Source organism: Actinoplanes sp. NBRC 101535 (assembly GCF_030269225.1).
Lineage (GTDB): Bacteria > Actinomycetota > Actinomycetes > Mycobacteriales > Micromonosporaceae > Actinoplanes > Actinoplanes rectilineatus.
This window is the reverse complement of the sequence record NZ_BSSY01000031.1, coordinates 1-23,005: the sequence shown is the minus strand read 5'-3', so window position 1 is coordinate 23,005 and position 23,005 is coordinate 1. Positions and strand designations below refer to the sequence as shown.

General features: G+C 72.6%; 18 protein-coding genes. 7 read left to right on the top strand and 11 right to left on the bottom strand.

Going from position 1 to position 23,005, the window contains the following annotated elements:
* Positions 1–190 precede the first annotated feature (190 nt).
* Positions 191–538, bottom strand: a complete 348-nt coding sequence (locus tag QSK32_RS43785; RefSeq protein ID WP_045746101.1) for a histone-like nucleoid-structuring protein Lsr2 — start codon at positions 536–538, stop codon at positions 191–193.
* A 781-nt stretch (positions 539–1,319) separates the two neighbouring features.
* On the opposite strand from QSK32_RS43785, the gene QSK32_RS43780 reads away from it, so the two are divergent.
* The gene (locus QSK32_RS43780; RefSeq protein ID WP_285475367.1) at positions 1,320–1,730 is read left to right on the top strand and encodes an ankyrin repeat domain-containing protein; all 411 of its coding nucleotides are present in this window, start codon (positions 1,320–1,322) and stop codon (positions 1,728–1,730) included.
* A gap of 58 nt (positions 1,731–1,788) precedes the next feature.
* Here the strand turns inward: QSK32_RS43780 and QSK32_RS43775 are convergent, their stop codons facing one another.
* The 3 genes from QSK32_RS43775 to QSK32_RS43765 form a co-directional block, all read right to left on the bottom strand.
* A complete protein-coding gene (locus tag QSK32_RS43775; RefSeq protein WP_285475366.1) occupies positions 1,789–3,744 on the bottom strand; it encodes an exonuclease domain-containing protein in 1,956 nt (651 codons plus the stop codon).
* 100 nt (positions 3,745–3,844) lie between these two features.
* Entirely contained in the window at positions 3,845–5,758 is a 1,914-nt protein-coding gene (locus QSK32_RS43770; protein ID WP_285475365.1) for an ABC transporter ATP-binding protein, read from the bottom strand.
* 70 nt (positions 5,759–5,828) lie between these two features.
* Entirely contained in the window at positions 5,829–6,437 is a 609-nt protein-coding gene (locus QSK32_RS43765; RefSeq protein WP_285475364.1) for an NAD(P)-dependent oxidoreductase, read from the bottom strand.
* A 100-nt stretch (positions 6,438–6,537) separates the two neighbouring features.
* On the opposite strand from QSK32_RS43765, the gene QSK32_RS43760 reads away from it, so the two are divergent.
* Positions 6,538–6,894, top strand: coding sequence for a winged helix-turn-helix transcriptional regulator (locus QSK32_RS43760; RefSeq protein ID WP_045746098.1), 357 nt, complete (start codon positions 6,538–6,540; stop codon positions 6,892–6,894).
* Positions 6,895–6,937: 43 nt separating this feature from the next.
* On the top strand, positions 6,938–7,450 hold the full coding sequence (locus QSK32_RS43755) for a SatS C-terminal domain-containing protein (RefSeq protein WP_285475363.1): 513 nt from the start codon (positions 6,938–6,940) through the stop codon (positions 7,448–7,450).
* 99 nt (positions 7,451–7,549) lie between these two features.
* On the opposite strand, the gene QSK32_RS43750 is transcribed toward QSK32_RS43755, so the two are convergent.
* From QSK32_RS43750 to QSK32_RS43730, 5 genes are all read right to left on the bottom strand, one after another.
* Positions 7,550–9,229, bottom strand: coding sequence for a DEAD/DEAH box helicase (locus QSK32_RS43750; protein WP_045746118.1), 1,680 nt, complete (start codon positions 9,227–9,229; stop codon positions 7,550–7,552).
* A 223-nt stretch (positions 9,230–9,452) separates the two neighbouring features.
* Positions 9,453–10,277, bottom strand: a complete 825-nt coding sequence (locus QSK32_RS43745; protein WP_285475362.1) for a TIGR03620 family F420-dependent LLM class oxidoreductase — start codon at positions 10,275–10,277, stop codon at positions 9,453–9,455.
* 196 nt (positions 10,278–10,473) lie between these two features.
* Positions 10,474–12,285 (bottom strand): AfsR/SARP family transcriptional regulator, encoded by a 1,812-nt coding sequence (locus QSK32_RS43740; protein ID WP_285475361.1) that lies wholly within the window; start codon positions 12,283–12,285, stop codon positions 10,474–10,476.
* Positions 12,282–15,071, bottom strand: coding sequence for a helix-turn-helix transcriptional regulator (locus tag QSK32_RS43735; RefSeq protein ID WP_285475360.1), 2,790 nt, complete (start codon positions 15,069–15,071; stop codon positions 12,282–12,284). The genes QSK32_RS43740 and QSK32_RS43735 overlap by 4 nt, the downstream gene beginning before the upstream one ends.
* Positions 15,072–15,073: 2 nt before the next feature.
* Positions 15,074–17,821 carry a helix-turn-helix transcriptional regulator gene (locus QSK32_RS43730; protein ID WP_285475359.1) on the bottom strand — a complete coding sequence of 916 codons (2,748 nt, stop codon included), beginning with the start codon at positions 17,819–17,821 and terminating at the stop codon, positions 15,074–15,076.
* 183 nt (positions 17,822–18,004) lie between these two features.
* Between QSK32_RS43730 and QSK32_RS43725 the strand changes: the two genes are divergently transcribed.
* Positions 18,005–18,511, top strand: a complete 507-nt coding sequence (locus tag QSK32_RS43725) for a hypothetical protein (protein ID WP_285475358.1) — start codon at positions 18,005–18,007, stop codon at positions 18,509–18,511.
* 440 nt (positions 18,512–18,951) lie between these two features.
* Entirely contained in the window at positions 18,952–19,743 is a 792-nt protein-coding gene (locus QSK32_RS43720) for an aminotransferase class IV (RefSeq protein WP_285475357.1), read from the top strand.
* Positions 19,744–19,854: 111 nt separating this feature from the next.
* Here the strand turns inward: QSK32_RS43720 and QSK32_RS43715 are convergent, their stop codons facing one another.
* On the bottom strand, positions 19,855–20,055 hold the full coding sequence (locus tag QSK32_RS43715; RefSeq protein WP_285475356.1) for a hypothetical protein: 201 nt from the start codon (positions 20,053–20,055) through the stop codon (positions 19,855–19,857).
* 213 nt (positions 20,056–20,268) lie between these two features.
* Here QSK32_RS43715 and QSK32_RS43710 point away from each other — a divergent pair, with 213 nt between their 5' ends.
* A complete protein-coding gene (locus QSK32_RS43710) occupies positions 20,269–20,574 on the top strand; it encodes a hypothetical protein (protein ID WP_285475355.1) in 306 nt (101 codons plus the stop codon).
* A gap of 19 nt (positions 20,575–20,593) precedes the next feature.
* Here the strand turns inward: QSK32_RS43710 and QSK32_RS43705 are convergent, their stop codons facing one another.
* Positions 20,594–21,424, bottom strand: a complete 831-nt coding sequence (locus tag QSK32_RS43705) for a hypothetical protein (protein ID WP_157411374.1) — start codon at positions 21,422–21,424, stop codon at positions 20,594–20,596.
* A 209-nt stretch (positions 21,425–21,633) separates the two neighbouring features.
* On the opposite strand from QSK32_RS43705, the gene QSK32_RS43700 reads away from it, so the two are divergent.
* Positions 21,634–23,005, top strand: a 1,372-nt coding sequence (locus QSK32_RS43700) for a Clp protease N-terminal domain-containing protein (RefSeq protein ID WP_285475399.1), incomplete at its 3' end; no start/stop codon positions are given.

The window sequence follows — 23,005 nt, the reverse complement described above, 5'->3', positions numbered from 1 at the left end:
GCGGTGGGCGCGCCGGGCGTCCACGGGCGGCCGGTGGGCGGCTGCGGTTCGTGACGATTCTTTGCGTACGCGGAAAGGACGTCGACAACCGCAACCCGTTGCCGCGACCCGGATCGCCGGAGGATTCCCGCCGTTCCGCCGTACACCGACGGCGCCGTTGCGGAAACGGCGCCGAGCGGTCAGGGTGACGTCAGTGCGCGGCGTCGAACGCCTCGACGACACCGGACGGGATGCGACCCCGTTCGGCGAGCTGGTGGCCGTTCTTGGCCGCCCACTCGCGGATCGCCTGATTGCGGTCCCGGGTCGAGCCGCCGCCGGACGAACTCGACGCGACCGGGCTGCGCCGGTTGATCGCGGCAGTGCGACCCAGACGGGTGCCGGCACCAAGATAGGGCTCGAGCGCCTTACGCAGCTTGCCGGCATTGCTGTCGGACAGGTCGATCGTGTAATTCACACCGTCCAGAGAGAACTCGACGGTCCGATCGGCGGTGCTGCCGTCCAGGTCATCCGTGAGGAGGGTGATTGTCTTCTTCGCCATGGGGGTGGGCTCCAATTCTGCACGGAAGTGCGCTGGCGAAATTCTAACCGCCTCCGGCCGATCAGTCTAATTTCTTCCACGGTGGCTTGTTTCCAGCAGGTGAATCACCCGCCAAAATCCTGGAATGACGTCCCTGGAATTGCTCCGGACCAATCCCGGCGGCGGTTAACCGGCCGCGCCCGCAGCTTGCGATCACCCGGAATGCCGCGCGGTGCCCTGTTCTGTGACGCCCTTGTTCTGTGACGCGCTGCCCACCGGCATTCCCAGCGCCCCCGTTGCTCCGTCGTTGCCGATGCTCCGTCGTTGCCGGCGGGCCGTCGTTCCCGGCGGGCCGTCGTTGCCAGCGGGCCGTCGTTCCCAGCGCCCCGATGTTCCCGGCGACTCGAAACAGCCGTGGAGCACGGCCAACACGCCCGAGCCGTCTTCCACGGCCCATCGCCGAGCCGAAAACAGCCACTGGCAACGGCCGACCACCCCCGGCCGTCGAACACGGCTCACCCACGAACACAAAACAGCCATGGGGAACGGCCGGCACACCCGAGCCGTCGACCATGGCCCACCCCACGAACCCGGAACAACCAAGAAGAACGGCTGGCGATCCGGAGCCGTCGGCCACGGACGGGACCACGGAAGGACGGGACCACGAACGGACAGGACTGCGAACGGACAGGACTGCGAACGGACAGACGGCACCGCAGACGAACGGCACTGCAGACGAACGGGACTGCGAACGAACGGCACTGCGAACGAACGGACGGGGAGCGGCCACGATAATGGGCGGGTGAACAGACGCCGGCGCAAGAAGCTGCAGCGGCTCCTCGTGGAGACGGCCGGCTGGGGGTCCGCGAAACGCATCGGGGAGTTGCTGCGGGCGGGCGCCGACCCGGACCTGCCGGATCTCGACGGGACCACGCCGCTTTATCGGGCGAGTGTGCAGGACCGGGCGGAGAACGTTCGCGTGCTTGCGGCGGGCGGGGCCGACCCGAACCGGGAGAGCGGATCCGGCGACGAGGGCCTGCCGTTGTGTGGTGCCGCCTGCTGGGGGCACGACGCCACGGTCCGGGCGCTGCTGGCCGCCGGTGCCGACCCGCTGCGGCGTGAGGACGGCGGGCGGGGGCGTACCGCGAGGGAATGGGCCGAAGTGGGCGGACACCACATCGCTCTCGCCGCGATGGACGACGCCGGCCGCTGACGTACGCCCCGATCTCACCAGAAACTACCCGCCGAAACGGGCGTCGACGATCGCTGCGCTACGGCGACTGGTCGCCGCCCGAGCGGGACGCCGCCGACCGCCGGGCGTCGACGATCACGAGTGCCAGGCCGGCCAGTACGCAGGCCGCGGCCCAGACCGGGTGCACGATCACACCGACCAGGACCGCCACGATCAGGACGGCCGCCGCCAGCATGACGGTCCGCCTGCCGACCGGGAACGGCGACCGCGACGGCACCGCCGCGGGGGCAGGCTTCGGTTCGGCCGCTTCGCGGGCCGCCCATTCGGCCTCCTTGCGGGCCTGCCGGTCCGCCTCGCGCTGGGCCTTCCGCGCGGCCTCTTCGCGTTTGGCCGCCTCGCGGGCTTCGAGCCGGGCCTGCCGTTCGGCGTCCAGCTGGGCCCGCTGTTCGGTCTCCTCGCGCTCGGCCTGCCGTTTCGCGGCCCGTTCCGCACGGCGGCGGGCGAACTCCTCGCGTTCGCGTTCGTGCCTCTCGCGTTCCTCGGGCGGGAGGTGGGCGACGGCCGCGGCGGCGGCCCGTTTCGCCTCGTAGTCCGGGTCGATGATCCACCGCCAGTCCGGCGCCAGCTCAGGCTCGATCAGCACGAAAGGCGGCGCCAGCTCAGGCTCGATCAGCGCCGAAGGCGACGACTGCTCGGGGCCGATCAGCGCCGAAGGCGACGAAGCGTCTGACAGCGGGATCCCCGCCGTCGCCGGATGCCGGTCCCGCAACGCGTCGGCGTGTGCCAGCAGACGTTCGTGCGCCTCGACGGTGGCCAGGCGCAGCCGGTCGGCGAAGAACGCGTCCAGGTCGTGGTCCTCGTCGCCGCGGTGCAGCCGGTCCCCGTCGATCCACGCGTCCACCGCGGTCCGCCGGGTCTTCAGCACGTGTACGCCGCGCAGCTTCAACGCCGCGACCAGCTCGTCCCGGCCGGGGTGGTCCGCCGGGACCTGCCAGCGTTCGCCGAGGTGGATCCGCCCGGTCACCCGGTCCGGGCCGACGTGGTCGCGGATGCCGGCGGCGACGGTCTGCGCGAACTCCCGCGACCCCATCACGTCGACCAGCCGGTCCAGCGTCTCCTCGAGGGTGTCGTCCCAGGGGAGAGGCTCGGCGAGCAGCGCGACGATCGTGGCGGCCAGCGTGCGGCAGAACTGGTCCGCGCCGAGGCCGCTCGCGCCCATCAGCGCGACGAGTGCCTCCCGGCGTTGCGGGTCGTCGGCCGCGGCGAGCAGCTCGCGGGCACCGACCCGGAAGGCGACCTCGTCGTACGGGAATTCCAGGCTGCTGAGCGGCAGGCTGTTCCACTGGACGGCCTGTTCGACGATCGGTCGCGCGTACATCCGCTTGGGTCCGCCGATGGCGGGAAGCTCGACCGGCGCGGGTCCGGCGTAGCGCAGACCCGGCACGCGGCGCAGCAGGGACGCGACGATCACGGACAGGTTGCGCACATCGCCCAGCGCCGTGTGCGCGTCGTGCGGGGACGTGCCGGTCAGCGTACGGAAGACGGCGTCCTGTTTGTAGGAAGGCTGATCGAAATGCGACCAGGACGCCACCATGGTGCACACCCCGGGGATGGTCCCGGCCAGGTCGACGCCGGCGCGGCGCAGTTCCTGGCGCAGGAACCCGTCCTCGAAGGCCAGGTTGTGCGCGACCACGACGGCGCCGGACATCAGCCGGGACAGGCCGGGCCAGACGTCGCCGAAGACGGGCGCGCCCCCGACGGAGGCGTCGGTGAGCCCGTGCACGGCGGCGGTCGACGCCACCGAGGCCGTCACCGGGTCGACGCGGCTGGCGTACTCGTCGAGGATCGTGCCGTCGGCGGTGAACCGGCAGGCCGCGACCTCCACGATCCGGTCCCGGCCGGAGTCCAGCCCGGTGGTCTCGAAGTCGACCGCCACGAACTCCAGTGTGTCCAGCTCACGGCCATCTTCGCGATCCTCGTCGCGGGTCAGATAGCCGGGCCGGAACCAGTGCAGTGGATGGTCCACGCTTTCCACGACTGTTGTACCGTCCTCACCCGCTCGTCCGGCCCTGCATCATGGCCTTCTCAAGATCACGAGCGCAAGGCGGGGTCGGTGGGACGGTCCCGGACCGGGATCAGACAGCCGGATCCGGCACGTCGTCGATCCGGGTCCGGTAGCCCGCGGCCTGCAGGGTGAACAACTGCGCGTAGAGGCCGCCGGCCGCCATCAGCTCGTCGTGAGTACCGGTTTCGATCAGCTGCCCCTGCTCCAGCACGAGGATCCGGTCGGCGTGGATGACGTTGGCGAGCCGGTGCGTGATCAGGATCGTGGTCCGCCGCCCCTGCCGGGCCCGCAACGCCTGGAACAGCGCATCCTCGGCCCGCGGATCGAGCGCCGACGACGGCTCGTCCATGATCAGCAGGTCGGCCTCGCGGAGGAACGCGCGCGCCGCCCCGATCCGCTGCCACTGGCCGCCGGACAGATCCTGACCCTCCTTGAAGGTACGGTCCAGCAGCGTCTCGTACCCGTGCGGCAGATCCCCGATCATCTCGTGGGCCGCCGCCTGTCGCGCCGCCGCCTCGATCCGGCCCTGATCGGCGGAGGCGTCGATGTCACCCATCGCGATGTTGGTGGCCGCGCTGAACGGCCAGCGATGATGGTCCTGGCTGGCGACCGCGATCCGGCGGGCCAGCCCGGGACGGTCCCACTCCCGATAGGGCCGGCCGTTCCAGCGCAGCTCACCGCGGTCCGGCTCGCGCAGCCCGGCGATCATCGCGGCGAGGGTGGACTTGCCCGACCCGTTCTCCCCGACCAGCGCGACCGTCTCCCCCACCCGGATCGTCAGGGACACCCCGTCGACCGCCGGCCGGTTCCGCTCCGGATAGCTCAGGCTCACCTCGTGCACGCTCACCTCGGACAGCGGTCCCGGCCCGCCACCGGCCGGGGCCGGGGCGGGCAGGTATCCGGCGGCCTTCGCCAGGAACCGGACGTACTCGTTGAAGAACTGGCCGGACGCGTAGACCCGGTCGACCTGGAACGTCACCATCGCCAGCGCCCGCTGCGCCGCCTGCACCGCGATCACGCAGGTCGCCGCGGCCGCGAGCGGGATCTCCCCGTCGAGCAGCAGCACCCCCAGCAGCACGTAGACGCCGGCCAGGGCGACACCGCCGATCGCCGCACCGACGCTGGTGGTGGCGGTGACCCGCTGCGCCACCCGCAACTCCTCGCCGATCTGGGCGCCCATCACCTGGTCGTACAGGCGCAGCAGGAAGCCCCGCAGACCGTAGGAGCGCAACTCGGCCGCGGAGGTCCGCTCCGCCATCAGCCGCTGCAGCACCCACTGCCGGCGGCGCCGGGTCGAACTGGCCGGGTAGGACTGGAACTTCACGTGGCCGGCGCGCAGGGCGGCGTACCCGGTCGGCACGGTCGCCACCAGCAACGCCAGCAGCAGCAACGGGTGCACGGTGACCACCGCGACGGTGACCGCGAGCAGGCTCACCACCCCGGCGAACAGGTTCATCGTGTTCTGCACCAGTTCGATCGCCGCCTCGGTGCCGCGGGTCGCCCGTTCCATCCCCTCGGCGAACCCGTCGTCGTCGAAGGCCCGCAGCTCCACCGCCGTGGTCTGCTCGAACAGTTGCCGCTCCACCGCCAGGTGCACCCGCGGCGTCAGCCCGTTCAGCGCCCACCCGACGACCATGCCGAGCCCGCCGCGGACCGCGGTCGCCGCGGCCAGCCACACCAGCGCGGGGAGCGCCGCGCGTACCCGGTCGGCGGTCGGACCACCGGCGAACAATTCGATCAGAACCTGCTGGGTGGCGAGCAGACCGAAGGCGGCGAGCGCCCCGGAGACCAGCGTCGCCGCCCCGACCAGCCCGGTCCGCAGCCGGTCCGCCCGCCACGCGACCCGGACCGCCCGGCCCACCAACGCCGGCAGCTCGGTGAAGACGCCGACGATGCCGGCCGAGGCGCGCGCCCGCAGACCGGTCTCCCACCAGCTCTCCCGGAACTCCGGGAGCACCAACTGATCGTCCTGTGCTGAGTCCATCCCCCACCGCTACCGTGCCGCGCCGGACCGGACTGTCGGCCACCCGACGATCCGCGCCCTTCCACCCGGATCAGCGGGCGACCGCCACCAGCTCCCGGTGGTGACGGGGCGTCTCCGCCTCGTCGACGAGGGCGGCGGCCAGATCCCCGTACGAGAACGCGGTCCCCGGCAGCACCGACGAACCGCCCGTCACGTAATCGCCGGCGGCCGGTTCGTCGGCAAGGACCACCGGCGGCGGGGCCAGCACCACCCAGTCGACGTCCGCCGGCGCGGCCCGGAACGCGTCGAGCTGGGCCACGTGCCCCAGCGAGAACGCCCGGTGCTCGGCCGGGAAACCCGGACTGTCGTGCACCGCGAGACCCGGCTCGACCTCGAGCGTCGTGCCGATGCCGACCGCGACCAGACGCCGCGGGCGCGCCGCGACCAGTGCCCGCGCGGCCGCCGGGAAGAACGTGACCGACGGGACGTCCAGGCGCACCGCTGTCATGATCACGGCGTCGTGCCCGGCCACCAGGCTCCGCACCGCCGCCGCGTCGGTGACGTCGCCCTCGACCGCGCCGCTGCCGGGATACCGCGACCGGTCCCGGACCACCGGGGTCACCTCGTGCCCGCGCCCGGCCGCGAGCGCCACCACACGCCGGCCGGCACGCCCACCGGCCCCGAACACCACGATCCGCATGCCCACTCCCCCACTCGATCCTTTTCGGACGGAGCGGACCATACGGCCACAGGCCTCGGTACCCGCAACGGTACCGGCCGTGACGTGCCTATCCTTGCTCATGCGCGAGCCACTCGACCCGGCCCGATTCGACGACTGCGCCGACCCCTCGACCGTGCCGATCCGTGTCGGTGACAAGTGGACGGCACACATCCTGGTCTGCCTCGAGGACTCCCCGCGACGCTTCACCGAACTGCGGGCGCCCCTGCACCGGCTCACCCCGAAGGTCCTCAGCGAATCGCTGCGCTCCCTGGTACGCAACGGCTTCGTCACCCGGACGGCGTACGACGAACAGCCGCCCCGGGTCGAGTACGCCCTCACCGCCCTCGGCCGTTCCCTGCTGGAGCCGATGGCCGCCGGATGCGCCTGGAGCCGGGCACACGCCGCCGAACTCGCCGAGGCCCGCGCGCGACTCTGAGGACTCGCCGACGAACCGGGCCGCGCAGGTACCATCCGTAGCCGTGGTCTTCTACCCGGTGCGACTGGTCCTGCCGCGACGTGCGGGCGTGACGTTGTGGGGCGGCAACGTCGACGGCGAGTTCGACTACTTCCTGACCGGCGACGACAGCCGGGTGGTCCTCGCCGATTCGGTGAAGGAACTGGCCGTTCAGGCGCCGGCCGCGGGCACCGGCCTGCTGGCGGCGCTGCCCGGCTATCCCGAGGCGGTGCGGTCCCTGACCGACGGCGAACCGGACGTCGACGAGATCGACTTCGCGCACGTGGCGGACGTGCTGGCCCGCGGCCTGGCCGTGGCCCGGATGGTGAGCGGCGACATCGTGTCCTGCCTCGACGCCGCCCGCGACCTGGCCATCCAGGTACGCGACGACACGACGCTCGACCGGCTGCAGGGCGACGGCGCACCCCTGCGTGACCTGTACCACCACCTGTTCGGCGAGCAGGACGACATCGACGAGACGGCGGCCGCCGCGGCGTTCGGCGACGTCACCCGCTGGTTCGAGAGCCACGTGGGATAACCGGCGGCACATGAACCATCGGCGGGGGTGAGCGCGCTTCACGCGTACCCGATGAAGGAGCGCGACCGGAGGATCCCGCCGCGCCCCTCGCTGATTCTGCTACCTGCCGGAACGCTCGCGGCGCACCGTGGGGCGACGACCGCGGATGGTGCTCTGCTGCAGGGCGCTGATCACCCGCTCGGCGTCGCTCTCCGGGATCTCGACCAGGGAGAAACGGTCGGTGATCTGGATCGCGCCGACATCGCGGGCGGGCAGTCCGGCCTCGCCGGTGATCGCACCGACCAGGTCCTGCGGGCGCAGACCGGCCCGGCGGCCCAGGCCGACGAAGACGCGGGTCAGGTCGGCGTCGGAGTTGCGGCCGCGGGAGTGACGCGGGCCACGGTCGTCGTCGGAACGGGGGCGCTTGTTGTCACGCTCGCGCGGCGGCGAGACCGACGGGATCTCCGGCTCGTCGACGTCGCCGCCGTTCGCCTCGTGCAGCAGCTTCAGCCCGGCCAGGGCGACCGTCTCCAGGTCGCCGTCCTGGACCAGCGACTCCAGGATCGGCCGGAACCGCTCCAGGTCGTCGGCGTCCAGCGCCTCCCGGATGGTCGTGCGGGTCAGTTCCATCCGGCGGGCACGCAGGTCGGTGACCGTGGGCAGCTTCTCGGTGGCGATCCGCTGGCCGGTCAGCCGCTCGATCGCCTTGATCATGCGGCCTTCGCGGGGCTCGGCCAGGGTGATCGCGGCACCCTCCCGGCCGGCGCGGCCGACCCGGCCGATCCGGTGCACGTAGGCCTCCGGGGCCGCCGGCACGTTGTAGTTGATGACGTGCGTCAACTGCTCCACGTCCAGGCCGCGGGCCGCGACGTCGGTGGCGACCAGCAACTCGGTGGCGCCCGACCGCAGCCGGCTCATCACCCGGTCACGCTGGTCCTGGCTCATGCCGCCGTGCAGGGCCTCCGCCCGGTAGCCCCGGCCGTTGAGGCTCTGGGTGACCTCGTCGGTCTCCTCCCGGGTGCGGCAGAACACGATCGCCGCGGTGGGCGCCTCGACATCCAGGATGCGGCCCAGCGCGGCCGTCTTGTGGGCGCGGGTCACCAGGTAGGCGCTCTGCCGCACGCGGGGCAGGCTGTCCGGGGAGGTCTTCTCCCGGGCCATCTGGATGCGCATCGGCTCACGCAGGTGCCGGCGGGCGATCGCGTCGATCCGCGGTGGCATCGTCGCCGAGAACAGCACCGTCTGCCGGGTGTCCGGCGTCTCGGACAGGATCGCCTCGATGTCCTCGGCGAACCCCATGTCCAGCATCTCGTCGGCCTCGTCGAGGACCACCGACTTCAACTCGCCGAGCTTCAGGGTGCCGCGTTCGATGTGGTCGAGGACCCGGCCGGGCGTGCCGACGACGATGTCCACGCCGCGGCGCAGTTCCTGCAGCTGACGGCTGATCGGCTGCCCGCCGTACACCGGGAGGACGCGAACGCCCAGGTCACGGCCGTAGCGGTGGACCGCCTGCGACACCTGCTCGGCGAGCTCGCGGGTCGGCACCAGCACCAGGGCGGCCGGGCCCGCCTGGCTGCCGGGGGTGAGCTTCTGCAGCAGCGGCAGGGCGAAAGCGGCGGTCTTGCCGGTGCCGGTCGCCGCCTGACCGACCAGGTCGTGGCCGGCGATCAGCGGGGGGATGGCCTCACGTTGGATCGGGGTGGGTTCCTCGTAGCCCAGGCCGCTCAGGGCGCGCAGCAACTCCGGACGCAGCCCGAGCGCAACGAAGGCCGCGTCGGTCTCCAGCAGGTCTTCGTTCATGACCACAGGATACGAAGCCGTTCCGCGACCGCCGCAAAAGGGCCGACCCCCACTCTGTCAACCGGGTGTGCATGCGGCGTTTCACGATCAAACCCGTGCGGGGGTACGCCGGAAAGCACTCCCCGCATCCCCCGCACTCCGGTGAGTCACCACCCCGGTCCCCGCGGAGAGGTACCGGCCGCCGACGCGCCGGCCCTGCCGAGTCCGCTGAACCCGGGTGCGGCTACCCGAGTTCCTCCGCCAGTGCCGTCAGGTCACCGATCGGGTTCTCGCCCAGCGCCTGGATGACGACCTGGTCCGCGCCCGCCTTGAGATGCGCGCGGAGCCGTTCGGCGACGGCCGCCGCCGAACCCTGGGCGACGAGACCGTCCACCAGGGCGTCGCTGCCGCCGCCGGCCAGGTCGGACTCGGTGAAGCCCTGCCGCAGCCAGCTGTTCCGGTAGTTGGTCAGCTTCAGGTAGAAGGTCAGCGCCTCCCGGCCGGCCCGGCGGTTCTCCGCCGGGTCGTCACCCAGCTTCACGTGCTGTTCGGTGACGACGAGCCGGTCCGGGCCGACGATCTCCCGCGCGGCCCGGGTGTGTTCGGGTGTCGTCAGGTAGGGGTGGGTGCCGCCGGCCTCGTCCCGGGACAGTTTCAGCGCCCGCGGGCCGAGCGCCGCGATCACGATCCGGTCGGCCGGGACGCCCGCGCTGCGCAGCTCGCCGACGTAGGCGACCAGCGCCTGGTAGGGCGTGGCCGCCTGGTCGCCCTGAGCCTCCCGGTGACCGGTGCCGATGCCCAGAACGACCCTTCCGGGGTACGCCGCGTGCGATCGGTGGAACCAGGCCGCCGCCACGTCCGGCCGGATCGTCCAGATGTTGACGATGCCGGTGGCCACGATCAGCCCCGTGGTCGCCGCCAGCAGTTCGTGGCTGCGGTCGAGGTCGTCGACGGTCACCGCCCCGAGCCACAGGCTGCGATAGCCGAGTCCCTCCACCGCCGCCGCGAACTGCGGGTCGGCGTCGACTCCGCGCCGCCACACCCCGTACTGCCCGCCCAGATCCGTCATCGCCCCACACCTTCGTCGATGGACTGCTCTCCCCTAGGCATATCCCACTCGGCCGAGGAACGGGGTGCGTTCTGTGTCTCAGCCGATCGCGGAATACCGGGGGCCGGACGCGCCGGACCACCGCGAACTGGCTGACAGGCACAGGACTTCCCACCACCTGGCAGGGGCTCGACCACGGATTCGTGCGCGTCGCGCATCACCCCGCTGAGGACAATCGGCGCACCGCCACCGACCGCCGTGACCGGGCGTACCGCTGGACGATCCGTTCGGCGTGGTAATGCCCCGGCTCGCCGGACCGCAGCAGCGACCGGTCGGTCAGCGCGTCGAGCGCCACGGCCACGTGCCGTTCGGAACAGCCCAGAACGGCCGCGAGCCGCGCCGCGGTCACCCCGCCCGGCGCCCTGACGGCTTCCGCGAAAACGCGGGACTCGTGGGCGTCGAGGGCGTCCCGGAGAGCGTCGAGGCGCTGGTGGAACCCGGCCGCGTCGTCGTCGGCGTCCAGCCACTGTTCGGCGTCCGCCAGCCGCCAGGCCGGCCGGGCCGCGAGCCGGCCGGCGAGTATCCGCAGGGTGACCGGCAGGTTCCCGCGTGCCTCGGCGAGCCGTTGCACGGCGGCGGGTTCGGCCGTGACCCGGCCGGCACCGATCCGGCGGCTCAGATAGTCCGCGCTCTCCCGCTGGGTGAACGGGCCCAGCCGATGCCATTCCGAGCCCGGCAGATCGCCCAGGTGCCGGGTGGAGGTGATCAGTGCCGCGCAGCCGGCGGCCGCGGGCAGCAGCGGCCGGGCCTGGACGCTGCTCGCGACGTCGTCGAGCACGACGAGCACCCGCCGGCCGGCGAGGGCGGTGCGCCAGTAGGCCACCAACTCGGCGGGATCGGCGGGAATGCCCGGTCCGGAGTGCCCGAGCGCCCGCAGCCATCCGGCCAGCACGTCGCCCGGTGTGCCGGTCGCGCCGAGTTCGGCGTACAGCACACCGTCCGGGAAGCTGTCGCTGACCTGCTGTGCGACGGCGGCTGCGAGTGCGCTCTTGCCGGTGCCCGGCAGGCCGGTGAGGGCGGCCACCGGCATCGCATCCGTGCCGTGCAGGGCCGCGGTGAGCTGGACCAGCAGGTCGGCGCGGCCGGTGAGGTCCGCCGGCGGGGCGGGCGTCTGCGCCGGGATCATCACGGCCGGGCGGGCGGGCCGGACAGCCACGGACCGTTCCCCACCACCGGCGAGGAGTCGCTGGTGCAGCCGCTGGAGCCCGGCACCCGGGTCGATGCCGAGTTCGGTGGCGAGCACGATTCTGGCCCGCTGGTATGCCGCGAGCGCGTCGGCGGGCCGGCCGGTACGCCACAGGGCCAGCATCTGCAGCTCCCGGAGTCGTTCACGCAGCGGTTCCGCCGCGATCAGCGGGCCGAGGTCGGCGAGGACCTGCGCGTTGCGTCCCAGTTCCAGTTCGGCGACGAGCCGTTCCTCCTCCGCGGCGACGCGCATCCCTTCCAGCCGGTCGCGTTGCGTCGCCGCGTACGGGCCGGGCAGACCGGCGAGGGCGGTGCCGCCGAACAGGGCGAGCCCCGACGCGAGCCGGGCCACCGCCTCACCGTGACGGCGTTCGGCGGCCACGGCGGCGGCCTCGGCGACCAGCGCACGGAACCGGTCGACGTCGAGGTCGGACTGCTCCGGCCGCAGCAGGTAACCGCCGTCGGTGGTGACGATGGGCCCGTTCGCCGGGTCGGCGTCGAGCCGGCGGCGCAACCGGGAGATGTAGGTGCGCAGGACGCCGACCGCACCCGGGGGCGGCTGCTCACCCCACAGACCGTCCACCAGGTCGGCCGGGGCGGCCCAGGCCCCGCGGCGCAGCAGCAGCATCGCCAGGACCGCGCGCTGCTGGGGCGGGCCCAGGTCCAGCTCATGGCCGGCATGCCACGCACGCACCGGGCCCAGGACCGAGAACCGCCACTGGGCGGCGCTGGGATCCGGAACGCGGCGTAGCCGGGGCCGCCCCTCGGCGACAGAAGACGTCATGCGCTGAAGGTATGGCCACCGGCGTGTTCCTCGCGTACGTCATTTGACCCTGTCCACTGCCGGCCCTGCTGCCCGAGCGCCTCCGCGAGTTCCCCGCGGGAGGACACTCCCAGCCTCGGGAAGATGCGGTAGAGGTTGTTACGGACCGTCCGGTGTGACACGAACAGGCGCTCGCCGATCTCCCGGTTGGTCATCCCCTGCGCCGCCAGCGAGGCGATCTGCAGCTCCTGCCGGCTCAGAGCGCTCGCGGCCCGGGGCGACCTGCTGCCCATGCTCTCACCGGAGGCTCTCAGCTCGGCGGCGGCCCGCTCGGCCCAGGCCGGGGCTCCGATCACCTCGTACAGCGCGTACGCCGAACGCAGGGCCTCCCGCGACTCGGTCTTACGGCGCTGCACCCGCAGCCAGCGGCCGTACGACAGCAACAGTGATCCGCGCTGCCACGGCCACTGCTCGATGCCCGCCGCGAAGGCCGCGTCGAACGCCGCCCCCGCCCGCCCGGGCTCGGCCAGCAGCGGCGCGGACGCCGCGGTCGCCACGAGCAGCTGCGGCGAACCGCTGCGCCGGGCCAGGTCGGTCAAGGACGCGTGCAGCGACCGGACCTCGTCGAGGCGTCCGCAGAGCGACGCCGCGTCCATCAGGTCGGTCAGCGCCCACACCCGGGCGTTCTGCTGGTAAGCCCGGGCGCCCGGATCACAGACTTCGAGCAGCGCCGCGAAGGCCCGCTCCGGGTCGCCGTCGGCCAGGGCCGCCGTGCCGCGTACGAGCTGTACCATGGACAGCAGCGGGAACGCCCCGGCATGGGCCAGCCCGGCTTCGGCACGCGCCGCGACCTCCCCCGCCGCCCGGGTCTCACCGCGACGGGCGGCGACCATCGCGGCGGCGAGCATGACGGTGATGGCCGTCCGGGGGAAGGCGACCTCACCGGCGATCCGCAGGGCCTCGTCGGCCGCGTTCGTCGCCATGTCGTGCCGGGCCATCAGGACGGCCGCCCAGGCCTGGGGTGTCAGCGCCGAGAGGAGTTCGGCGAACTGTCCGGTGTGGCGCAACCCGGTGACGGCCTTGCTGAGGTGTGTCAGTGCCGCCGGTAGTGCCCCGACGCAGATCGCGGCGTCGCCGAGCTTCATCTGGTCGAGGCCGCCGAGTTCCGCCGGCGATCGCGCCGACAGCAGACCACGAACCCGGTCACCCCTCGCGAACGGATGGCTGACGGCCTCCCCCAACAGCCGCAGGGGAGCGTCGTCGGCCATGAGCAGCGAGTCCACGGCCCGCACCATGAACTCGCGGGCGCCGTCGTCGAAGTTGCCCCACCAGGACAGCAGGGCGTTGGAACTGAGCAGCTCCATCGCCCGGGCCGGGTCGTCGCGCCCGTGCCGCAGCATCAGCTCCGCCTGCAGGACCCGGTTCTGCGGCCCCGCCCAGCGGTCCACCGCGGTGGTGGCCACCAGGGCCGACACGAGCGCGCCCTCCAGCGGCCCGAGGAGGTCCAGGTCTATCCGGTCGGCCACCCGCCGGATCGACGTGCCCGGTCCGGTGAACGAGTAGACGCTGACGGCGGCGGCGAGGCGGCGGGCCGCGGACACCGGGTCCGGGCTCAGCCGGGCGGCATGTTCCAGGGCGACCGCGGCCGTGCTGTCGCCGCCGTGCTGTGCCCGGCGCCGGGCCATGTGTTCGAGGGCGACCGCGATCGCCTCGTCGGGTTCCGCGGTCGCCAGGGCGGTGTGCCACAGCCGCCGGTCGTCGTCCGTGGTGATCGACTGCGCGAGCGCGGCGTGGATGGCGCGCCGCCGCTCCGCCGGTATCGCCCGGTCGACGGCGGCGCGCATCAGCGGGTGCCGGAAGCCCGCGTGGCCGGCGGTGACCCACATCAGCCCGGCGTGTTCGGCCGCCGACAGGTCGTCGAGGGCCACCGGCCGTCCAGTGATCGCACCGGCGGCGGCGAGCGCCTCGGACACCGCGTCGGCGTCGTTGAGTGCCACGATCGCCGCCATCGACGCGGCCGGTTCCGGAAGGCGCCGTGCTTTCGCGCCGAAGACCCGGTCCAGCCGGTCGGTCAGCGGCAGCGCCGGCCCGGCCGGATCGTCGCCGACGCGATCGGCGACCGTCGCCAGTTCGGTGAGTGCCAGCGGATTGCCGACGGCGGCGGCCAGCAGCCGTTCCCGGACGGCGGGCGGCAGGCCCGTCACCCGGCTGTCGACAAGGGCCTCGGCGGCTCGCCGGTCGAGCGGGTTGACCGGCAGGTCCGGCAGGTCCGCCTCGGCGAGCGGGTTGTCGTCGGTCTCGCCGAGGCGGCCGGCGGCCAGCAGCAGCACGGCGTCGTCCGCGAGCCGCCGGGCCACGAAGGCCAGCACCCGGGAGGTGGCCCGGTCGAGCCAGTGGATGTCGTCGACGGTGACCACGACCGGCATCTGCTGGCCGGCGTCCGACAGCAGTTGCAGCACGGCCAGCGCCACCCGTTGGATCGGGACACCGTCGGCGTCGGCTTCGCCCAGTGCCGTCAGCAGTGCCTCGCGGGTGGCGGGCAGCAGAGCGTCCACACCGTCCAGAACGGGATCCAGCAGCTGCCGCAGGCCGGCGAACGCCCAGCCCGCGGACGCGGGAACGCCGACGCAGACGAGAACCCGCATCCCGGTGTCACGGGCCCGGCCAGCCACCTCCGCCAGCAGCGCCGACTTGCCGACCCCGGCCTCGCCGAGCAGCAGGAACGCGCCGCCGCGCCCCTCCGCGGCACGCCCGAGCGCCTCGGTCAGGACAGCGATCTCAGACTCTCGACCGATCAGGTGCGCCACGGTCAGGCATCGTACGTGCTGGGCGATCTGCCGCTTTCGCCCAGCGCCCGGCCCAACTCGCTCCGGGACGTCACGTCGAGTTTCGGGAAGATCCGGTACAGATGGGTACGGACGGTGCGGTGCGAGATGAACAGCCGTTCCCCGATCTCGCGGTTCGTCAGACCGGTGGCCGCCATCCGGGCGATCTGCAGTTCCTGCGGGGTGAGCGCCTCCCGGTCGGTCACCGTGCGCGCCCGGAGCCGTTCGCCGGAGGCCACCAGCTCCGCGTCGGCGCGGGCCGCCCACGGCACCGCGCCCAGATCCCGGAACAACCGGCGGGCGGCCCGCAGCGACTCCCGTGACGCAACGATCCGGCGCTTGCGCCGCAACCACACACCGTGGGCGAGCAGCAACCGGGCCCGGTGCCACGGCCAGCCGCCGAGGTCGTACGCGGTGGCGGCGGCGAACGCCGGGGCCGGGTCCGCGGCGATCAGCGGGGCGGTGCACAGCACGGCGATCCGCAGCAGCGGCCACCCGGCCCGTTCGGCGAGCGAGGTCATCTCCGCGTGCACCTGCCGCACCTGGTCGACACGCCCGCTGTAGACGGCCGCCTCCACCAGGTCGGGCAGCGCCCACGCGCGTACCGACGGCTGGTGCGCCGCCGCCGAAGGGTCGAAGATCATCCACAGACGGTCGAAGGCGGTGGCGAACTCACCAGCCCCGAGAGCCGCCGTGCCCCGCGCGAACTCGACCATCGCCAGCAGCGGGCGCACACCGGAACGCAGCAGCGCGGCCTCCGCCTCCGCAGCGGTGGCGTCGGCGGCAGGCCGGTCACCGCGTCGCCCGGCGACGACGGCCTCGGCGAGCCGGGCCATCACCGCCCACCGGGGCTGACCGGTCTCCTCGGCGAGCCGCAGACTCTCCGCGGCGGTGGTGACCGTCAATTCCGGACGGCCGAGCCGCAGCCCGGCCCAGGCCTGGGCCGCGAGTGCCTGGGCCAGCAACCCGAGCCGGCCCTGCCGCCGCAAGCCGTCCGTCGCCCGGTCGAACAGGTCGACGACGGCCGACATGTCACCGGCGGCGGACGCCGCGAACCCCAGCCGCATCAGGTCCGGCGGCTCCCGGACCTCGTCACCGGACTCGGCGAGCCGGCTGAGGAACTCGGCCGCGTACGTCTCCGGCTCGACCTGCACCAACAGCGACGCCCGCATCAGCTCCACGGTCAACAGCCCGGAGTCGCGCACCGCGGCGATCACCCGCTGCCGTACCGGCGGCGCCGGGCTGATCCACCAACAGCGCACCGCCGCCGTGGTGATCACGTCGACGGCCTGTTCCGGATGGCCCGCGGCGTGCAGCCTCAGGGCCATCTCGGCAGTGGCGATCACCGCCTCCTCCGTACTCCAGTCCTGCCGGAGCAGCTCCTGCTGCCAGAACTCGAGGCGGGCCCGGCTGACCGGGTCGACGACCAGGGCGTCCAGTTCGGTGACCAGCCTGGCGAATCGGGGGCCGCCGGCGCCGAAGCCGATGTCGGCCGCCGCGATCAGGCGCCGGACCCGGTCGTCACGGTCCGGGCTGAGCCTGGCGGCGCGTTCGAGCGCGGCGCAGGCGGCGTCCGGTGCGCCCCGCCGCACGGCCCGGGTGGCGGCCCGCTCCAGCGCGGCGGCCACGGTCTCGTCCGGGCCGGCACACGCCGCGGCCAGGTGCCAGACCTGCCGGTCCTGATCCCCGGCGAGCACCTCGGCGAGCCCGGCGTGGGTACGCTGCCGCTGTGCCGCGGTGGCGGAGTGCCGGACCGCCGACCGGATCAGCGGATGCCGGAACCGCAGCCCGCCGCCCGGCTCCAGCAGGCCGGCGGCCGCCGCGGGAGTCAGGTCGTCCGCGGTGACGGGGAGCCCGCCGGCCCGGACGGCCGCCACCACGATGCCGGTCTCGTCCTCACGATCGTGCAGGGCCGCCGCCAGCAGCAGCATCCGCGTGCCGGGCGGCAGGTCACGGACCCGCATACCGAAGACACGTTCCAGCCGGTCGGTGAGCGGCAGCTCGGCCGGCGTGAAGTCCCCCGAGCGTGCCAGCGCCGTCGCGAGCTCGACCAGGGCCAGCGGGTTGCCGTGGGCCATCGCCAGGACCCGGTCCCGCCACGGCGCGGGCGGGCCGGGGACATGCGCCCGCAGCAGAATGGCGGCGGCCTCGGCGTCCAGGCCGCCGAGGACGATCCGACCGTCCGCCGCGGCCTCCCGCAGGCCCCCGGCCGGGCCGGCGTCGCGGGTGGAGGCCAGCAGCACGACCCGCTCGTCGGCGATGCGCCGGGCGACGAAGGCGAGGACACCGGTGGTCTCCCGGTCCAGCCACTGCACGTCGTCGGCGAGAAGAAGCACCGGCGCCTCGTGATCGGTCAACAGTTCCAGCACGGCCATCGCGACCTGATGCAGGCCCGGAATGTCGCCGTCACGGAGGCCGAGGGCGACCCCCAGGGCGTCGCCGGCGGCCCCGGACAGGACGGGACGCAGCAGTTGATGCAGGCCCGAGTACGGCAGATCCGACTCGATCAGCACACCGGCACAGGCCAGAACCCGGAACCCGCGGGCAGCGGCGAGTTCACGGGCCGCGGTGAGCAGCACCGACTTGCCGACACCGGGCTCGCCGCAGACGACGACGGCGGCACCGCGCGGAGCCGTCGTCGCGGGCGCGATGGCGTCGAGAAGTTCACCGATGCGCGCCAACTCGGCGGCACGCCCGACGAGTGGGTACTGCGGATGTCGTAGCTGTCGCACGCGACCGGATGCTACGGGCACCGTTTCCTCAAGGTTCCGGGCCGCCCACCTTCCCCGCCCGATTACTTAAAGTAATCGCGGAGGCGTACCCCGTAGAGGATGAGGTCGGTGAAACGTGAGCCCGGACGCATTCTGGCGGCCGGTGTGCGCTGAGGCCGACCGGACAAGCGCATACTCTCCGTCATGATCGCGGGGGAAGAGCACGTGGAATGGCCGGCCGACATGGACGAGTCGCTGACAGCGGACCTGACCGGCCGGCTGGTGAAGATCCGCCGGGCGCGGCTGTTGCTCGCGCTCGCCGAGCATGGCCCGGGCTACGAGCGGGTCGAGGCCGGTGGCGCACTGCGGTACGTCACCGAGTTGGCCGGCGCCGACGGCACCGACCGGCAGTGGCTGTCCGGGTGGCTGGACACGAACGGGATGCCGGCCGAGGTGGACCGGGACGCCGCCGCCTGGTCACAGGTTCGGCGGGAGAGCGGCGCGACAGCGAACGCCGCCGCATCCCGGGCGATGGCCGCCGCCGACTTCGACAAGGCTCGCGGCCACCTCGACGACGCGTTCGCGTGCGGGTCGCTGACCAGCGCCGAATGGATGGCTCTGCACCAGTTCGTCCTGCGCCGCCACGCCGAGCACACGCCGGAGACGGCAGCGGCGGTCCGCGCGGCGGCGACCGCCGTACAGCCCGCGTGATCCAGCAGGAGGTCCGTTCTGAGTCGCGGTGACAGCCCCCGGTCCCGTGGCCGGGAGCGGCACGCCACGGCACCGTCCGGCTGATCGTCATGGGAACCGGCGTCGCGGCCGCGCCCAGACGCCGTCTCGTGGCCGGGGGCGCGAAGCCCGTCCGCGTGGTGAATACGGGCGTGCTGAGCGCCCCAAATCAACACACCCGTCGTGGAGCGTGGTGAATACGGGCGCGCTGAGCGCCCCAAATCACCACACCCGTCGTGGAGCGTGGTGAATACGGGCGCGCTCAGCGCCCCAAATCACCACACCCGTCGTGGAGCGTGGTGAATACGGGCGCGCTCAGCGCCCCAAATCAACACACGGAGGCTGACCGCGAAACGTGTCCAGCCGGCCCGACGCGATGCTGATGATCTCCACCGCCGCGGACACCGCCTACGCTGAACGGCGTGCTGAACATCGAGTTGAACGGGCGGGTACCGTCGGACGTCGCCGAGATCCAGCGACTGGCGACTGTGAACTACGGGCACTACACCTCGATGCAGGTACGCGGCCGCGCGGTTCGCGGTCTGGCACTGCACCTGGCCCGGCTGTCCGACGGCAACGAGGAGTTCTTCGACTACCGGATGGGCATCGACGACGAGCAGCGGCTGCTCGGGCTCATCCGGCACGCGCTCGGAACCGAGACCGACGCCTCGGTACGGGTCGGTTTCGTCGCGCCACTCGCTCGCGGGGCGGCGCCGGACGTCCTGATCTCGGTGAGCGATCCGGTGGACGACACCGCCGGCCGGCCTCTCCACGTCCGGACCGACCACTATCAGCGGGACTGGCCGGCGCAGAAGAACGCGGCGACGATGGGATCCATGTACGCCGTTCGGCGCGCGCGCCTGGCCGGCTACGACGACGCGCTCTTCGTCGGCCCGGACAACCGGATCAGCGAGGGCACCACCTGGAACGTGGCGTTCTACGACGGCGACCGGGTGATCTGGCCGGAGGCGCCGATGCTCAAGGGCGTGACCATGGTGCTGTTGCAGCTGGCGCTGACCATGAACGGGACACCGTGGAGCATTCGCCCGGTCGACGCGGTCGAGTTGCCGCTGATGACCGGTGCGGCCGCCGTCAACTCGATCTGCCCGGCCCAGCCCGTCGCCGGCATCGACGGCGTCCCCTTCCCCGCCACCGACAAACTGGTGGCACTGCTGCGGGACGCCGGGGAGTCGATCCCGTTCGACGACCTCTGACTCCCTGGTCATACCGGCCCGATCCGACACCGAGGACGGTCGCCGACCCGGGGTCCACCTGTCCGGCCGCCCGCCGCCGCGGCGTACGCCGGCTCGACGGCCCGGGCCCGGTCAGCGGCGGCGGGCCAGGTAGGGCTGGGCGAACAGGTACATGCCGGAGACCAGTAGCAGGGCCAGGGGCAGCAGGGGAAGGTAGGAGACCCAGACGACGGGCTCCTCGCGGGTCAAGGCGACGACCGTGGCGACCACGGTCACCGTGAAAGTGATCGACAGCCAGCGGTGGCTCTGCCGGATCCAGTTCTTCCCCGTCATCGTCGTTCTCCCCATCATCGTGTCTCTCCCCGGCTTCGTGGGGCGATGAGGTCACGCTAGGGCTGGGGAGCCCGGTCCGGCTTCTCCGTTCCTGATCGATCAGTTCCCCGCCGGAGCCGGGCGCGTATCAGGGGCGTCAACAATCGGCCCGGCGCCGTCGACGATCCGTCATCGGTGGCATCGGCCGGGCGGCACCGGCGGCACGGTTGACCCGTGTACTTCTCCGCCCTCGGCGTCGGCGCCCTCGTTCTGGTCCTGCAACTCGTGCTGGCCCACCGATGCCGGAGCTCCCCGCACCGGATTCTGCGGACGGCGGCCGCCTCGATCGCCGTTCTGATCAGTGTGCTGCTCCTGGAGAGCGGCCACCAGGCGCAGCGGCTGCGCCCACCGAAACACGAGTCGTTCGAGGCCCGGTCGCTGCGGGACCGGCCGGGAGCGACGACGCCGGCCGCGGGAACGGCGCTGCGCTGGCGCCTCATCACCGCCGCGAACGTCCACGCCCCGGACGGTAGAAGATGAAAGCGCGGTCACCCGACCATCAGGGGTAGGGCAGGACCGTCGTCGCCGTCTCGCCGTCGACGCGGACCTGATAGCCGGTGGGCGGGCCGGCCTGTCCCCACCGCACCCCGACCACCGTCGCCGAACCGGACCCCGCCGGCACCCGGCTGCCCGGCGGCAACGCCTCGAACACCTCGACCAGCACCGCGTCGAGGGTCTGCCGGGCGCCGTCGAGGGAGCCGCGCAGGCTCGTGGACCGCAGTTCCCGGCCGAGAGTGATCGCCGCGTCGCGGACCTGCCGGTCCGGGCGGGACTCCCCGGCGGTCAGGGCCGCGTCGATCCTCGGCCACAGCCGCCAGCGTTCCTCGTCGAGCAGGTGCCGGGCCGCCCGGTCGACCGCGGCGCAGGTGACGTCGACGGCGGTCTCCTCCCCCAGCTCGGCGGCCCAGGCCAACTCGTCGGCGGGCGGGAGCAGACTCGGCGTCTCGTGGACGACCGTCGCGTACAGCATCGCGAGGACCGTCTCGCGGCCGTCACCGTGATAGAGCGCACCGATCCCACCGGTGGCCCGCAGCGGCGGGAACCGCCGGGTGAGGTGGGCCGCACGGCCCAGCGGGAGGCCCGTCGCCAGCTGGGTGTCACTGACCCGTGCCCGGAACGTGCGTTGTTCGCGCGCAGCGAACATCCACGCCCGGTGCTCATCCTCGCCGATGGGAAAGGCCGGGCGCCGCGGGGCGGGCAATACCGGCTTCTCGGCCGTGAGCAGGCGCGCAGCGACCGAATAGGCCACGCCCAGCTCGGCCGCGAGGGCCCTGATCGCGCGCTTGCGAGCGCGGTCCGGCACAGCCTGCCGGTCACGGACTCCGCTCATGGTGTTCCTCCCGGCCTCATCCTAGGCCGGATCCGTTGTAATCTCGGGGAGCAGCGCGCCTGCACGAGCGTTGCGGGATCCCCCACGCGGTTCCCGCGCCAACGCCAAGAGGCTCCGACTCAGCGCACGCGACACCTGTCCGTTTCCGCACGTCCGTGTGCGTTTCCTGGTCGGGGGGCGTGGGGCTCCGCAGCGAGGACGTGAGTGTCGTGTTCGAACGGTTCACTGACCGTGCCCGCCGTGTTGTCGTCCTGGCTCAGGAAGAAGCCCGGATGCTCAACCACAACTACATCGGGACAGAGCACATCCTGCTCGGTCTGATCCACGAGGGTGAGGGCGTCGCTGCGAAGGCTCTGGAGAGCCTCGGCATCTCCCTGGAGAGCGTCCGGCAGCAGGTCGAGGAGATCATCGGTCAGGGGCAGCAGGCGCCGAGCGGGCACATCCCGTTCACGCCGCGCGCCAAGAAGGTGCTGGAGCTCTCCCTGCGGGAGGCCCTGCAGCTCGGCCACAACTACATCGGCACGGAGCACATCCTGCTCGGCCTGATCCGTGAGGGCGAGGGCGTCGCCGCCCAGGTGCTCGTCAAGCTCAGTGCCAACCTCGATCGGGTCCGCCAGCAGGTCATCCAGTTGCTGTCCGGCGCCGGCAAGGAGCCGACGGCACCCGGCGAGGCGTCCGCCGCTCCGGCGTCCTCGACGATCCTGGACCAGTTCGGCACGAACCTGACGCAGGCCGCCCGCGACGGCAAGCTCGACCCGGTCATCGGCCGGCAGAAGGAGATCGAGCGGGTCATGGTGGTGCTGTCGCGCCGCATGAAGAACAACCCGGTCCTGATCGGTGAGCCGGGCGTCGGCAAGACCGCGGCGGTGGAGGGCCTGGCCCAGGCGATCGTCAAGGGTGACGTGCCCGAGACGCTGAAGGACAAGCAGCTCTACACCCTCGACCTCGGTTCCCTGGTGGCCGGTTCGCGTTACCGCGGTGACTTCGAGGAGCGCCTCAAGAAGGTGCTCAAGGAGGTCGGTTCGCGGGGCGACATCGTCCTGTTCATCGACGAGATCCACACCCTGGTCGGTGCGGGTGCCGCCGAGGGTGCGATCGACGCGGCGTCCATGCTCAAGCCGATGCTGGCCCGTGGTGAGCTGCAGCTGATCGGCGCGACCACCGTCGACGAGTACCGCAAGTTCGTCGAGAAGGACAAGGCCCTCGAGCGCCGGTTGCAGCCGGTGCAGGTGGGTGAGCCGTCTCTGGCGCACACCATCGAGATCTTGAAGGGTCTGCGGCACGCGTACGAGGCGCATCACCGGATCAGCATCACCGACGCGGCGCTGGTCGCGGCGGCGACCCTGTCCGACCGGTACATCTCGGACCGGTTCCTGCCGGACAAGGCGATCGACCTGATCGACGAGGCCGGGGCGAGGATGCGGATCCGCCGGATGACCGCGCCGCCGGACCTGCGTGACTTCGACGAGCGCATCGCCCAGGTCCGCCGGGACAAGGAGTCCGCGATCGACGCGCAGGACTTCGAGCGGGCCGCGCAGCTGCGTGACAAGGAGAAGCAGCTGCTGGGCCAGAAGGCGCAGC